9 protein-coding genes are annotated in these 14,605 nt (G+C 63.0%); 5 read left to right on the forward strand and 4 right to left on the reverse strand.

The genetic code is table 11. The features are described 5' to 3' along the window. Nucleotides 1–33: 33 nt before the first annotated feature. The 3 genes from rng to secA form a co-directional block, all read right to left on the reverse strand. A complete protein-coding gene (rng, locus tag Q0P52_RS00920; RefSeq protein WP_293759799.1) occupies nucleotides 34–1,530 on the reverse strand; it encodes a ribonuclease G in 1,497 nt (498 codons plus the stop codon). 14 nt (nucleotides 1,531–1,544) lie between these two features. After that, nucleotides 1,545–2,141 carry a Maf family protein gene (locus tag Q0P52_RS00925; protein WP_293759797.1) on the reverse strand — a complete coding sequence of 199 codons (597 nt, stop codon included), beginning with the start codon at nucleotides 2,139–2,141 and terminating at the stop codon, nucleotides 1,545–1,547. 170 nt (nucleotides 2,142–2,311) lie between these two features. Continuing rightward, a complete protein-coding gene (secA, locus tag Q0P52_RS00930; protein ID WP_293759795.1) occupies nucleotides 2,312–5,020 on the reverse strand; it encodes a preprotein translocase subunit SecA in 2,709 nt (902 codons plus the stop codon). 429 nt (nucleotides 5,021–5,449) lie between these two features. On the opposite strand from secA, the gene Q0P52_RS00935 reads away from it, so the two are divergent. The 5 genes from Q0P52_RS00935 (at nucleotide 5,450) to Q0P52_RS00955 (ending at nucleotide 12,559) form a co-directional block, all read left to right on the forward strand. After that, nucleotides 5,450–7,189, forward strand: a complete 1,740-nt coding sequence (locus Q0P52_RS00935; protein WP_293759793.1) for an ABC transporter permease subunit — start codon at nucleotides 5,450–5,452, stop codon at nucleotides 7,187–7,189. Nucleotides 7,190–7,315: 126 nt separating this feature from the next. Continuing rightward, complete coding sequence (locus Q0P52_RS00940) at nucleotides 7,316–8,632, forward strand: nitrate/sulfonate/bicarbonate ABC transporter ATP-binding protein (RefSeq protein ID WP_293759791.1); 1,317 nt, start codon at nucleotides 7,316–7,318, stop codon at nucleotides 8,630–8,632. A 133-nt stretch (nucleotides 8,633–8,765) separates the two neighbouring features. Then, a complete protein-coding gene (locus Q0P52_RS00945) occupies nucleotides 8,766–9,206 on the forward strand; it encodes a DciA family protein (protein ID WP_293759789.1) in 441 nt (146 codons plus the stop codon). Nucleotides 9,207–9,446: 240 nt separating this feature from the next. After that, entirely contained in the window at nucleotides 9,447–10,736 is a 1,290-nt protein-coding gene (locus Q0P52_RS00950; RefSeq protein WP_293759787.1) for a DUF3422 domain-containing protein, read from the forward strand. 197 nt (nucleotides 10,737–10,933) lie between these two features. After that, nucleotides 10,934–12,559, forward strand: coding sequence for a methyl-accepting chemotaxis protein (locus tag Q0P52_RS00955; RefSeq protein ID WP_293759785.1), 1,626 nt, complete (start codon nucleotides 10,934–10,936; stop codon nucleotides 12,557–12,559). Between the two features lie 104 nt (nucleotides 12,560–12,663). Here the strand turns inward: Q0P52_RS00955 and Q0P52_RS00960 are convergent, their stop codons facing one another. Further along, entirely contained in the window at nucleotides 12,664–14,565 is a 1,902-nt protein-coding gene (locus Q0P52_RS00960; RefSeq protein WP_293759783.1) for a propionate--CoA ligase, read from the reverse strand. Between the last annotated feature and the right edge of the window lie 40 nt (nucleotides 14,566–14,605).

The raw sequence follows: 14,605 nt of genomic DNA on the forward strand, positions 1-14,605 counted from the left end.
ATCCGCCGGGCCGATATCTGCCGCAGATAAGATTTACAACAATACTACGTCAAACTGTTCCTGCGTGTAGGTGGCTTCCACCGACAGCGAGATGGGTTTGCCGATGAAGTCCACCAGCATCGCCAGGCTCTGCGACTCTTCGTCCAGGAACATGTCGATTACCGGCTGCGCTGCCAGGATGCGGTAGCCCTTGGCGTCGAACTGGCGCGCTTCGCGCACGATCTCGCGCTGGATTTCATAGCACACGGTCTGAGCGGTTTTGATTTCCCCGCGCCCCTGGCAGGTGGGGCAGGGTTCGCACAACACGTGCGCCAGGCTTTCGCGGGTGCGCTTGCGGGTAACTTCCACCAGACCCAGGCTGGTAAAGCCGTTGAGCGTGACGCGAGTGCGGTCGCGCGCCAGCGCCTTGGCCAGCTCGGTCAGCACCGCCAACTGATGTTCTTCGCTGTCCATGTCGATGAAGTCGACGATGATGATGCCGCCCAGGTTGCGCAGCCGCAGTTGGCGGGCGATGGATTGCGTGGCTTCCAGATTGGTCTTGAAGATGGTTTCGTCAAAGTTGCGGTTGCCGACAAAGCCGCCGGTGTTGACGTCGATGGTGGTCATCGCCTCGGTCTGATCGATGATCAGGTAACCGCCAAACTTCAGATTCACCCGCCGCGCCAGCGCCTTGTCGATTTCCGCCTCGATGGAAAACAGCTCGAACAGCGGGCGCTCGCCGCTGTAGCGCTCGATCTTGCGCACGGCGGACTGCACATAGCTTTCGGCAAACTCCACCATGCGGCTGTAGTTTTCCGTCGAGTCGACAATCACGTGCTCGGTGGTGTCGCTCACCATGTCGCGCAACACGCGCACTGCCAGCGGCAGGTCTTCGTACAACAGGCTTTGCGCCGGCAAATGCTGCGATTTGTGGCGAATGTCGGCCCACAGCTTTGAGAGGTAATCGATGTCGGCCAGCAACTCTTCATCGCCGGCGGTTTCCGCGCTGGTGCGGATGATGTAGCCGCGCGGGGTATTGGGCGGCAGCAGCTTTTCCAGCCGCGCCTTCAGGCTGAGGCGCTCGGTCTCGCTTTCGATTTTCTGCGAGATGCCGATGTGCTCCTCCTGCGGCAGATGCACCAGAAAGCGGCCTGCCAGCGAAATCTGCGTGGACAAGCGCGCGCCCTTGGTGCCGATCGGGTCCTTGATCACCTGCACCAGCACAGTCTGGCCTTCAAACAACATCTTCTCGATGCGTTGCGGCTCGGTGGGGTGTTGACGCTGTTCCAGTACGTCGGCGATGTGCAGGAAGGCGGCGCGTTCGAGGCCGATTTCAATGAAGGCGCTCTGCATGCCGGGCAGCACGCGCTTCACCTGGCCCAGATAAATGTTGCCGACAATGCCGCGGCTGGCGGCGCGCTCGACATGCAGCTCTTGCACTACCGAGTCTTCCAGCACGGCCACGCGGGTTTCCTGCGGCGTGATGTTGACGAGAATCTGTTCCTTGGGGCGCTGGATGTCGCGCGGCAGGGGAATGGATTGATGCAGCATGAGGTTCCCCTTGCTTACGGAAAGCGGTGACCGAACAGGCCCAACAGTTCGGCGGTTTCAAATACCGGCAGGCCCATCACGCCGGTGTAGCTGCCCTCGATGCGGGCGATGAACACGGCGGCGCGACCCTGGATGCCATAAGCGCCGGCCTTGTCGAAGGGCTCGCCGCTGTCGATATAGCGCTGGATGTCTTCTTCGCTCAGCGGACGGAACACCACCTCGGTCACCGAAGTGCGCAGTTCGACGCGATCGTCCTGACGCACCGCCACGCTGGTGACCACTTGATGGCCCCGACCGGAAAAGGTGCGCAGCATGCGGGCGGCATCGGCGGCGTCTTCCGGTTTGCCGAAGATCTCGCCATCCACCACCACGGTAGTATCGGCCGACAGCAAGGGGCGGGACGGCAGGCCGCAGGATTGCACCACGGCCCAGCCGGCGTCGGCCTTGCCGCGCGCCAGCCGCTCGGTATACGTCACGGCGTTTTCGCCGGGCAAAACGGATTCATCGATGTCGGCGTGGATGCGTTCGATGTGCACGCCCATTTGTTCAAGGATTTCCCGGCGGCGCGGACTGCCGGAGGCCAGATAGATGCGGGTGTCGCTCGAAATCATGATGAGGTCGCTGCAAGAGGTTGGTATTCGGTTGTCGCCTGCAAGGTTAACAGAGCGGGCGGGCGCTGGGCATCCGCGCGGCTACTGAGCGGGCCGGCCGCCGGATGCGAAAACGCCCTGCGCACAAGCAGGGCGTCGGTATCGGAATCAGGCGAAAGCCCGCGTCGGGATTACTCCAGACGACCGTGGCACTGCTTGTACTTCTGACCGCTGCCGCAAGGACAAGGATCGTTGCGGCCCACGCGCAGGCCTTGCGCCGCCAAGGCTTCCGGCGACAGCGGATTGTCCTCTTCGCTCAGCGAAGAGCCCGGTTCGGCGTGATTCAGCTGCATGCCGTCCACTTCGTGCGGCTCCATGGCGTCGGCGTCTTCCTGGCTGCGGATCTGCACCGTCATCAGCACATTGACCACGCTGCGCTTGATGCGCTCCAGCATGTCGGCAAACAGTTCGAAGGCTTCGCGCTTGTATTCTTGCTTGGGGTTCTTCTGGGCGTAGCCGCGCAGATGAATGCCCTGACGCAGGTGGTCCATCGACGCCAGATGTTCGCGCCAGTGGGTGTCCAGCATCTGCAGCACCAGACTGCGCTCAAACTGGCGCATCACGCCTTCGCCGGCCACTTCCACCTTGGCCTGATAGGCGGCGGCGGCCAGTTCGATGATGCGTTGCTTGATGTCGGGGATGTCCAGCGTGGACTCGGCCTTCAGCCAGTCTGCCACCGGGGCCTCCAGCTGGAATTCCGCTTCCAGTGTTTTTTCCAGCCCGGCCAGATCCCACTGCTCTTCCATGGAGTCCGGCGGCATGTGCAGGTCAACCAGATCGGACAACACGCCTTCGCGCATGTTGATCACCACATCGGTGACATCCTCTTCTTGCAGGATGTCGTTGCGCTGCTGGTAGATCACCTTGCGCTGGTCGTTGGCGACGTCGTCGTATTCGAGCAACTGTTTGCGGATATCGAAGTTGCGGCCCTCCACCTTGCGCTGGGCGTTTTCGATGGAGCGGGACACCCACGGATGCTCGATGGCTTCGCCATCCGGCATCTTCAGGCGGTCCATGATGGCGGCCACGCGGTCAGAGGCGAAAATGCGCAGCAGCGGGTCTTCCAGGCACAGGTAGAAGCGGGAAGAGCCCGGGTCGCCCTGACGGCCGGAGCGGCCGCGCAGCTGGTTGTCGATACGGCGTGATTCGTGACGTTCGGTGCCGACGATATGCAGGCCGCCTGCGGCCAGCACGGCGTCGTGGCGTTCTTTCCACTCGGCGCGGATGGCGTCGATGCGGACTTGCTTCTCGGCGTCGGACAGGCTGTCGTCCTTCTGCACGGCCTTGATTTCCGGATCGGGGTTGCCGCCCAGCACGATGTCGGTGCCGCGACCAGCCATATTGGTGGCCACGGTGATGACGCCCGGTCGACCGGCCTGCACGACGATGTCGGCTTCGCGGGCGTGTTCCTTGGCGTTCAGCACGTTGTGCGGCAGCTTGGCCTGTTTCAGCAGATCGGCGATCAGCTCGGAGTTTTCAATGCTGGTGGTGCCCACCAGCACCGGCTGGCCGCGCTCGTGGCAGTCCTTGATGTCGGCCAGGATGGCGTCGTATTTCTCGCGCGCCGAGCGGTACACCTTGTCCTGCGAGTCCTTGCGCAGCATCGGGCGGTTGGTGGGGATGACCACGGTTTCCAGGCCGTAGATGCTCTGGAATTCGTAGGCTTCGGTATCGGCGGTGCCGGTCATGCCGGACAGCTTGCCGTACAGACGGAAGTAGTTCTGGAAGGTAATGGAGGCCAGCGTCTGGTTTTCGCGGTTGATCTCCACGCCTTCCTTGGCTTCCACCGCCTGGTGCAGGCCTTCCGACCAGCGGCGGCCGGCCATCAGGCGGCCGGTGAATTCGTCGACGATCACCACTTCGCCGTCCTGCACCACGTAGTGCTGGTCCAGATGGAAGAGCGAATGGGCGCGCAGGGCGGCCATCAGGTGATGCATCAGGGTGATGTTGGCGGCGGAGTAAAGGCTGTCGCCCTCCTTCAGCAGGCCCAGCTGCGTCAGGATATCTTCGCAATGTTCGTGGCCGGCTTCGGACAACAGCACCGAGTGGGCCTTTTCGTCCACCCAGTAGTCGCCTTCGCCGTCTTCGGTCTCCTGGCGCTTGAGCATCGGCGGCACCGCGTTCATGCGCTGGTACATGTCGATGTTGTCTTCGGCCGGGCCGGAAATGATCAGCGGGGTGCGGGCTTCGTCGATCAGGATGGAGTCCACTTCGTCCACCACGGCGAAGGACAGCTTGCGCTGCACTTTCTCGCCCACGGTGAATACCATGTTGTCGCGCAGATAGTCGAAGCCGAATTCGTTGTTGGTGCCGTAGGTGATGTCGCAGGCGTAGGCGGCCTGCTTTTCATCGTGCGGCATTTGCGACAGGTTCACGCCCACGGTCAGACCGAGGAAATTGTACAAACGACCCATGATGCCGGCGTCGCGGCTGGCCAGGTAGTCGTTGACGGTGATGACGTGCACGCCTTCGCCCTTCAAGGCGTTGAGGTATACCGGCAGTGTGCCCACCAGGGTCTTGCCTTCGCCGGTGCGCATTTCAGCAATCTTGCCGTTGTGCAGCACCATGCCGCCGATCATCTGCACATCGAAATGGCGCATGCCCAGTACGCGGACGGAGGCCTCGCGGCATACGGCAAAGGCTTCGGGCAGGATGCGGTCCAGCGATTCCCCGTTGGCGATTCGCTCCTTGAACTCGGCGGTCTTGGCCGCCAGCGCCTCGTCGGACAACGCCTTCATGTCCGGTTCAAGCGCATTGATACGCGCCACTTCCTGACGGTATTGCTTGAGCAGGCGGTCGTTGCGGCTGCCAAAAACTTTCTTGAGAAGCGAGGAAATCATGTATTCCAATCCAGGGGCCCGGCGGGCCGGCAAAAACAAAATAGGCGAAAGTGTAGCACATCCCGAAAACAAGTTATGGGGGCGAGCTTGCGTTGAATCAAGCACCCCGATGTCGCTCTCCGCGCAAAATCCGGCGGCGACGCCAGCTCGAACCGGGATTCCGGGGTTGGCCGAAGGGGCTTTACGGCGCGGCCCGCGGCCCGCTGGCGGGGCAGTCGGAAAAAGTTACAGAATTAATACAATTCTTTGTCCGTTTTCATAAAACTTTTATCTGCGCCTTGCTATCATTCACGCGCATTGCAGAGCCACAATTTTGATGTCTGACACGGGCTGTCCGTGAAAAGAACAAGAGATGGTGCTCATCTGATGAAGAAGCGCGACGGGGCCTGCACCGCTCGCGCCAGGTTCAACGCCAATCGGAGAGGCCTGATGACTTCCGTTGTCCGCCCGTTCATACCCGCCACCGCCAAACGCTTGATGCCCAACCGCTGGGATCTGGTGGCCTTCCCGCTGATCATCGGCTTCCTGATGTTCGCCACAACCGGCATCGAAGGCACCTGGGCGCCCATCAGCGCCCTGCAGACCGAGCCGATATCGCTCGATCCGTCCAATCTGCCCGAGTACGCGCTGCGCACCACCTTGCGTATGTTGGCGGCCATGGCGGCCAGCATCGTGTTCACGCTGGTCTACGGCACGCTGGCGGCCAAGAGCCGCCGTGCGGAGAAACTGCTGGTGCCGATCCTGGACATCCTGCAGTCCGTGCCGGTGCTGGGCTACATCTCTTTTACCGTCACCTTCTTTCTGGCGCTGTTTCCCGGCCGGGTGCTGGGGGCGGAGTTTGCCGCCATTTTCGCCATTTTCACCTCGCAAGCCTGGAACATGACGTTCAGCTTCTACCAGTCCATGCGCACGGTGCCGAACGACCTGAAAGAAGTGTCGGTCAACCTGCGCCTGTCCGGCTGGCAGAAGTTCTGGAAGCTGGAGGTGCCCTTCGCCATGCCGGGCATGATCTGGAACATGATGATGTCCATGTCGGGCGGCTGGTTCTTCGTGGTGGCGTCCGAAGCCATCACCGTGGGCGACAAGACCGTGACGCTGCCGGGCGTGGGTTCCTACCTGGCCATGGCCATCGACCACAAGGACATGGGCGCGGTGGGCTGGGTGATTCTGGTGATGGTGGCGGTGATCCTCATCTATGACCAGTTCCTGTTCCGTCCGCTGGTAGCCTGGGCGGATAAATTCCGCCTGGAAGACACCATGTCGCAGGCGGCGCCGGAATCCTGGGTGCTGAACCTGATCCAGCGCACTCGTTTCATCCAGCAGCTGCTGCGCCCCTTCGGCAAACTCATGAAGACGCTGGCCCGTCTGCGGCTGAACATCAGCATGCCGCAGTACATCCACACCGAAGCGCACACCACAGTGTCGCGCGCCATTGATGTGGTGTGGGGCGTGTTCATGGCCGGTCTGTGCGCCTTTATCGTCTGGCGGCTGTTCAGTTTCATCACGACCGAGGTGCATCTGCTCGAAGCGTTGCGCGTGGTGGGGCTGGGTTTCATCACCCTGATCCGGGTGACGCTGCTGATCGCCATCGCCTCTGTGATCTGGGTGCCGCTGGGCGTCTATATCGGCCTGCGCCCGGCGCTGGCGGAGAAGGTACAGCCGCTGGCGCAGTTCCTCGCGGCCTTCCCGGCCAATTTGCTGTTTCCGGTATTCGTCATCTTCATCGTGCACTTCAAGCTGGACCCGGACATCTGGCTGTCGCCGCTGATCGTGCTGGGCACGCAGTGGTACATCCTCTTCAACGTGGTGGCGGGCGCCAGCGCCTTCCCCAACGACTTCCGCGAAGCGGCCACCAACTTCCGCATCCGCGGCTGGCAATGGTGGCGGCAGGTGATGCTGCCGGGCATCTTCCCCTACTACATCACCGGCGCCATCACCGCCTCCGGCGGCGCCTGGAACGCCAGCATCGTGTCGGAGATGGTGTCCTGGGGCAACGACAAGCTGGTGGCGCATGGGCTGGGTTCGTATATCGCCCAGACAACCGCCGCCGGCGACTTCCCCAAGATTCTGCTGGGCATCACCGTCATGTCGGTGTTTGTCGTGCTGTTCAACCGCTTGCTGTGGCGTCCGCTGTACGCCATCGCTGAAAACAAACTCCGTCTCAACTAAGAACCGCTCGCCAAACCTCGCAGGAAACCTGAACCAAGGCGCGCCGACGCAGGCCGTACATCAAGTACGACAAGCAGGCGCAAGGCAGGATCTGGGGTTTGGTTGGCGGGGCCAAGGAGGCCGATCATGACTATCGACAACACTACCCTGCGACAAGAAATCTTCTCCCTCAAGCACGTGGACAAGGGCTTCCGCAAAGGTGGCGAAGAAGACGTCCAGGTGCTGGACGACGTCAACCTCACCCTGCTCGAAGGCGAGATTGTTGGCCTTTTGGGCCGCTCCGGCTCCGGCAAATCCACCCTCTTGCGCATCATTGCCGGCCTGATCCAGGCCAGCAGCGGCGAAGTGAATTACTTCGGCAAACCCCTGACCGGCCCGGCCGAAGGCGTGGCCATGGTGTTCCAGACCTTCGCCCTCTTCCCCTGGCTGACCGTGCTGCAAAACGTGGAGGCCGGGCTGGAAGCGCTGGGCGTGCCGCCGGACGAGCGCCGCAAACGTGCACTGGCCGCCATTGACCTGATCGGCCTGGACGGCTTCGAAAACGCTTATCCGCGCGAGATGTCCGGCGGCATGCGCCAGCGTGTGGGCTTTGCGCGCGGGCTGGTGGTGAACCCCACCCTGCTGCTGATGGACGAGCCCTTCTCCGCGCTGGACGTGCTGACCGCGGAAACGCTGCGCACCGACTTGCTGGACCTGTGGAACACCCGACAACTGCCGATCAAATCGGTGCTGATCGTCACCCATAACATCGAAGAAGCCGTGTTCATGTGCGACCGCATCATGGTGCTGTCGTCCAACCCCGGCCGCGTAGTGGCGGAAATCAAGGTGCCCTTCCCGCATCCGCGCAACCGTCTGGACCCGGCCTTCCGCAAGATGGTGGACGACATCTACGCCCTGATGACGCGTCGCCGCAGCGCCGACACGCTGAACAAGGTGCAACTGGAAGTGGGCAGCCCGCTGACCGAGGTATCCACCAACCTGATGGCCGGCCTGATGGAAGCGCTGGCCGCGCCGCCCTACAACGGCCGCGCCGACATGCCGGAAATCGCCGGCAAGCTCTTGCTGGAAGTGGACGATCTGTTCCCGGTGGCGGAAATCCTCGAACATTTGGGCTTTGCCGAGCTGAAGGACGGCGACATCCTGCTCACGGCCGCCGGCAAGCAATTCGCCGACGTCGGCACGCAGGAACGCAAGGTGCTGTTTGCCGAACACCTGCTGCGCAATGTGCCGCTGGCCGCCCGCATCCGCCGCGTGCTGCAGGAACGCCCGGGCCAACGCGCGCCGCGCCTGCGTTTTGAGCAGGAACTGGAAGACTACCTCAGCGACAGCGCCGCCGAAGAGACACTGGACACGGTGATCAACTGGGGACGTTATGCGGAAATCTTCTCCTACAACGACCACACCGAAACCTTCAGCATGGAAGACGTGGAAGGCGCGCTGTAAGGCGTCCTCAAAGGAAACGCCGCACCAGCGGCCGCTTCCACCCGCAACGGGGGCCGACGACGCCAGTCTCGGCCCTCGCCGCTTTTGGCGCTACAATGCGCTTATTCACCGCTCCTCTTCCGCCAGCTCATCCATGTCCGAACGCCAGTTTTCCGATATCGCCCGCCAGGACGGCAATCTGTCCCGCCTGACCAGCGAAGCGCGCGCGCTGATGGCGCTGGACCGGGCGTTTCGCCAGCTGCTGCCTGGCAATCTGGCCGATTGCTGCCGCGCCGTGCGCATCCGCGACGACGAGCTGGTGGTGTTCGCCAATTCCGGCATTGTGGCGGCGCGTTTGCGCATGCTGGGCAACAGCCTGCTGCCGCCGCTGGCCGCCAAGGGCTATGTGGCCAGCAGCATGCGGGTAAAGGTGGATATCCGTCTGACGCCGCCGCCGCGCCCGGCTAAGCGCATCGCCATCAGCACGGCCGCGCTGGATACCATGAGCGCCGCCATCGACAGCGTGGGCAACGCCGATGTGAAGCAAGCGCTGGCCAGCCTCATCGCCAAGCATCGCCGGCAAGCCCAGGACTGAACCCGCTCCGCGAGCGGTAAGCCGCTTTCCATCCTCTCCCCTTTTTTTGCTTCCCCGCTGCCCGCGCGCTCTCCGCCAGACGTGGTCCGCGCAACAATCCTTCGGCCAACCTCGCCGCTGGCGTGGAAATTGCCTAGTCCCTGTCATGAAGCTTGGGTATGCTGATCGGCCACAAGCGGCTTGAGCATTGCGGGCAAGGGGCAGGCAATGCTGAAACCGTTTAATCAGGATTGACCCACCATGCTGACCCCGCACGCCCTGCGCCGCGAGCTCAACGAGGAAGCGCACGCGCGTCCCTATGCGGCCATACAGTCGCCCGCGCGCCTGACCTCGCTGACGCTGTACTACGACTACGACGATACGGCCCAGCAGGCCGCCATCCGCCATCTGGCCGACCTCATCGGCCTGCCGCCGCTGCCCGAACGTTGCAGCCACTACTCCGGCTCGGCCGGCGACCTGACCGTGCGCTGGTCGCTGCATACCGAATTCGCCCGTTACACCTTCATCATCACCGGCGACTGCAACGACCCCTTCGATCGCACCGCGCTGGACCGCATCCCACCGGTATGGCTCAACAACATGCCCGGCGTGGTGCTGGTGGCGCTGCACGCGGTGCTGCTGCCGGCGGAGCGCGAAACCGAGCTGCAAGACATGGCGACGCGCTGGTTTGGCGGCCGGGAGCTGATCGGCGCGGAAATCGGCGACGGCAACGGCGTGGCCTACACCGACCTGCGCCTGCACCCCGACGCCCGGTTGGCGGACGGCTTCTCGCGCTATGTCGTGGTGGACCGCGCCATGGGCCCCAGCCAGTCCGGCCGCATGTTGCAGCGCCTGTTCGAAATGGAAACCTACCGCATGCTGGCCCTGCTGGCCCTGCCCATCGCCAAGCGTCAGATGAAAGAGCTGGACGACTTGGGCATCGAGCTGCGCGCCATCACCGAACGCATGGGGCTGGCCAAGGGCTCCGATTCACAACTGCTGACCGAGCTCACCGAACTGGCCACCCGCGTGGAACAGCTCATCGCGGAAAGCCAGTACCGTTTCTCCGCCGCTCAGGCTTATTACAAGCTGGTGGAAGGGCGCATCGGCGAATTGCGCGAAAGCCGCATCTCCGGCATGCAACCCTTCCGCGAATTCATGGAGCGCCGCTTGTCGCCGGCCATGAATACCTGCGAAACCGTCATCCGCCGCCACGATCGCATCACCGCCCGTCTGCAACGCACCACCGCGCTCTTGCGCACGCGGGTGGAAGTGCTGCACGAGGAACAGAACCGCGCCCTGCTGGCCAGCATGGACCGCCGCGCCGCCCTGCAATTGCGGCTGCAAGAAACCGTGGAAGGCTTGTCGGTGGGCGTGCTGACCTACTACATGGTGAGCCTGCTGCACCATTTGCTGAACGCTGTGGAAGCCGCCGGCATCCATCTCAATGTGGAGCTGCTGACCGGCCTCGCCATACCACTGGTGGCCGGCGCGGTATGGCTGGGCATGCGCCGGCTGAAAGCCGGCATCAATCGGGATGCTCACGGCTGACAAGCCGATGTCATGTGACTTTCATCAAGGAGAGTGCGTGCCAGTCGCGCTACTCTCCGTCAGCCCGCTTCAACCGGTGCGGCATCCACGCAACGGATCAAAACTATTTCAGCAGTAGGGTAAAAGTTCGTTGTCCGACAAAGTCCTTTCTAGGACAATCCAGCCTCTTACTGCGAATCACACTCAATAATCAGAACATGGCCGCCAAGACCACCCGACTCAAACCCCTGCTTGTCAGCTTCATCATCACCGTCATCACTCTGGTTGCCGCCCTGGCCGTCGGCGGTTTTCTCAGCCTGAGTCGCGTCAATATCGCCCTCCACGGCGAGCAGGACGGCACCAACCTGCTGGTTGGCCAAATGACGGATGTGCGCTACCACGTGGTACAGATCCAGCAATACCTCACCGACGTCAGCGCCACCGCCGACCCCGATGGCTTCAAGGATGCCGAGACTCACCACCAGGCCGTCCTGAAAAATCTGGATGAAATCAGCCGCCTGTCACCTGAACTGAAAAACGAATCCGACGCCATGCGCGCGTCGCTCGAACAGTTTTACGAGGTGGGCAAGCGCATGGCCAACGCCTACAAGGATCAGGGCCGCGAAGCCGGCAACGCGCTGATGAAGCAAAAGGACAGCGGTTTTGACGATAGGGCCGACGCGCTGACCAAGCAGGTGGAAACCCTCAACGAACGCATCCACAAGCTTGATGATCGCGCCTACACCGACATCAACGACACGCTCAGCCTGATGCAGACCTTGCTGCTGGCGGTCAGCCTGACGCTGGTGGCAGTGGTCGCCGCCGGCGGCGTACTGGTGTATCGACGCGTGTTCGGCATGCTGGGCGGTGAGCCGGCAGACGCCATGGCCGTCGCCAACCGCATTGCGGAAGGCGACCTCGGCCAGCCCGTACCCGCTTCGGCCGGCGCCGACGACAGCCTGATGGCCGCACTGGCCGCCATGCAAAGCCAGCTGCGCGGCATCACCGGCAACATCCGCGGTCTGGCGGCAGAGCTGGACAGCAGCGCCGGCGCCGTGGCCGGCTCGGCGCACGATCTGCAAAAAAGCAGCATGGTGCAGGCGGAGTCCACCCGCGCCATGAGCGCATCGGTGGAAGAGGTGCTGCAGAGCATCGAGCAACTGGGAAGCCAGAGCCATGATGTCGGTCACGAGGCGCGTTCCGCCGGCCGCATGGTGGGCGACTGCGAAGCGCTGATCACCACCACCGCAGAGGACATCAGTTCTATCGCCGAACGCATCGGCGACGCCGCCCAAGCCATCGACAAGCTGAACCAGCAAACCGACGCCATCGCCTCCATCACACGCACCATTCACGACATTGCCGACCAGACCAACCTGCTGGCGCTGAACGCGGCCATCGAAGCGGCCCGCGCCGGCGAAATGGGCCGCGGCTTTGCGGTGGTAGCCGACGAGGTGCGCAAGTTGGCCGAACGCACGGGCGTGGCCACGGTGGAAATCTCCAGCCAGATCGATACCATCCGCCAGGGCATGTCCGACGTGGTGGGCGTGATGCAGGGCAGCGTGGACGCTTCGCGCCATGGCGTGAGCCAGACCGAAGCGGCGCGCGAATCCATCGTCGGCATCCGCCGCAACACCGACCAGATCGTCGAGCACATCGAAGGCGTCAGCCTGGCGCTGAGCGAGCAGCAAGCCGCCATGCGCGACATGGCGCAGAAGATCGAAGTGATCGCCAGCATGACCGAGGCCAATCAGGCCACGGTGGACGCCAGCGCGGCCGCGGCCGACCAGATGGATAGCCACGCCGAAGCGCTCAACGGCGCAGTCAGCGTGTTTCGCGTCTGACCTGCGCCCGGCGGGCAGGCTGCCCGCCTTCGGCCAACATAAAAACGGCCGCCCCAAGGGACGGCCTCATTAATTGGCGGCGACTGACCGGCACCGCCAGCAACTTACTTTTGCAACACGGCGTCTCGTACTTGCTCAAGGCCGGTAGGATCGTCCAACGTGGTGAGATCGCCCGGGTCGCGGCCTTCGGCCAGTGCCTGGATCGAGCGGCGCAGCACCTTGCCGGAGCGCGTCTTGGGCAACTGATTCACAAAGTACACGCGCGCCGGGTTGGCAATGGCGCCCAGCTGCGAGGCCACTTTGGCGATCACTTCCTTCTCCAGCGCCGCGCGCCGTTCCGGGTCTTGCAGTACCGACGGGTCTTTCAGCACGGCGAAGGCCTGAGGCACCTGTCCCTTCAGCGTGTCGTTCACGCCCACCACCGCCACCTCGGCAATAGCGCTGTGTCCGGAAACGGCCTCTTCGATCTCCCGGGTGCCCAAGCGATGCCCAGCCACATTGATCACATCGTCGGTGCGCCCGAGGATGGTGAAGTAGCCGTTCTCGTCGCGCACGCCCCAGTCGAAGGATGAATACACCAGCCGGTCCGGCAGCAAGCTGAAGTAGGTGTTCACAAAGCGCTCGTCCTGTCCCCACACCGTGCTCATGCAACCCGGCGGCAAGGGCGGGATGACGGCGATGACACCCTTCTCGCCAGCCGGCACTTCCTCGCCGGTACTCTCGTTCAGCAACTTCACGTTGAAGCCGTACACCGGCAGGCCCGGGCTGCCGATCTTGACGGTTTGCGGTCCCACGCCGTTGCACAGCGTCAGCATCGGCCAGCCGGTTTCGGTCTGCCAGTAGTTGTCCAGCACCGGCACGTTCAACTCGCCGCCAATCCAGCTGGCGGTGGGCTCATCCAGCGGTTCGCCGGCCAGGAACAGCGCGCGCAGGGAGGAGAGATCGTATTTGTGCAGCCAGGACGGGTCCTGCTTTTTCAGCACGCGAATGGCTGTGGGCGCGGAGAACATCACCGTCACCCTGTGTTTTTCCACCAACTGCCACCAGATGCCCGGATCGGGCCGCACCGGCAACCCTTCGTACACCAGCGTGCTCATGCCGCACAGCAAGGGTGCGTAAACAATGTAGGAATGGCCCACCACCCAGCCGATGTCGGAGGTGGAGAAGAAGGTTTCCCCCGGCCTGCCGCCGTAGATGTATTCCATGCTGGAAGCCAGCGCCACGGCATAGCCGCCGGTGTCGCGCTGCACGCCCTTGGGCTTGCCTGTGGTGCCTGAGGTATAGAGGATGTAGCTGGGATGGCCGGATTCCACCCATTCCACGTCGGCCCGGTCGTTAAGGTGCTGCTCGCGCAGCGCGCCGTAATCCAGATCACGGCCGGGTTTCATCATCGGCGCTTCAGCCACGCCGCGATTCACCAGGATCACCTTCTTGGGCGCGGCGGCGCCGGCCAGCGACAGCGCTTCGTCCACCAGCGGCTTGTAGGCAATCACCTTGCCGCCGCGCAGACCGCCGTCGGCGGTAATCAGCAATTTAGGCGCGGCGTCTTCGATGCGGGTGGCGAGACTGGCGCTGGCAAAGCCGCCAAACACCACCGAATGGATGGCACCCAGCCGCACGGTGGCCAGCATGGCGAATACCGCTTCAGCAATCATCGGCATGTAAATCAGCACCCGGTCGCCCTTGCCCACGCCTTGCGCCTGCATGATGGCGGCGAAACGGCTGACTTCTTCATGCAACTGGCGATAGGTGTAGCTGATTTCGCTGTCGGTTTCGGTGGACACATACACCAGCGCGGCCTGATCGCCGCGCTCTTCCAGGTGCCGGTCCACCGCGTTGTAACAGAGGTTGGTCAGGCCGCCGGCAAACCATTCGCGAAAAGGCGGCTTGTCGTACTCCAGCACTTTGTCGAAAGGTTTGTGCCAGTGTATCCGCTCGGCCTCGCGCGTCCAGAAGGTATCGGGATCGTCGATCGACTGCTGGTAGAACGCCTGATAGCCGGTCATGCCTGTGACTCCTTGTCGTGGTCTGTCGCGCCGTTGTCGG

The organism is uncultured Aquitalea sp., from assembly GCF_945957525.1.
Classification (GTDB): Bacteria; Pseudomonadota; Gammaproteobacteria; order Burkholderiales; family Chromobacteriaceae; genus Aquitalea.

Bases quoted from the DNA above. Each gene is read 5' to 3' on its own strand.
- Q0P52_RS00950 (WP_293759787.1), top strand. From the start codon at position 9,447: ATGCTGACCCCGCACGCCCTGCGCCGCGAGCTCAACGAGGAAGCGCAC.
- Q0P52_RS00925 (WP_293759797.1), bottom strand. From the start codon at position 2,141: ATGATTTCGAGCGACACCCGCATCTATCTGGCCTCCGGCAGTCCGCGC.
- secA (WP_293759795.1), bottom strand. From the start codon at position 5,020: ATGATTTCCTCGCTTCTCAAGAAAGTTTTTGGCAGCCGCAACGACCGC.
- Q0P52_RS00960 (WP_293759783.1), bottom strand. From the start codon at position 14,565: ATGACCGGCTATCAGGCGTTCTACCAGCAGTCGATCGACGATCCCGAT.
- Q0P52_RS00940 (WP_293759791.1), top strand. From the start codon at position 7,316: ATGACTATCGACAACACTACCCTGCGACAAGAAATCTTCTCCCTCAAG.
- Q0P52_RS00955 (WP_293759785.1), top strand. From the start codon at position 10,934: ATGGCCGCCAAGACCACCCGACTCAAACCCCTGCTTGTCAGCTTCATC.
- Q0P52_RS00935 (WP_293759793.1), top strand. From the start codon at position 5,450: ATGACTTCCGTTGTCCGCCCGTTCATACCCGCCACCGCCAAACGCTTG.
- Q0P52_RS00945 (WP_293759789.1), top strand. From the start codon at position 8,766: ATGTCCGAACGCCAGTTTTCCGATATCGCCCGCCAGGACGGCAATCTG.
- rng (WP_293759799.1), bottom strand. From the start codon at position 1,530: ATGCTGCATCAATCCATTCCCCTGCCGCGCGACATCCAGCGCCCCAAG.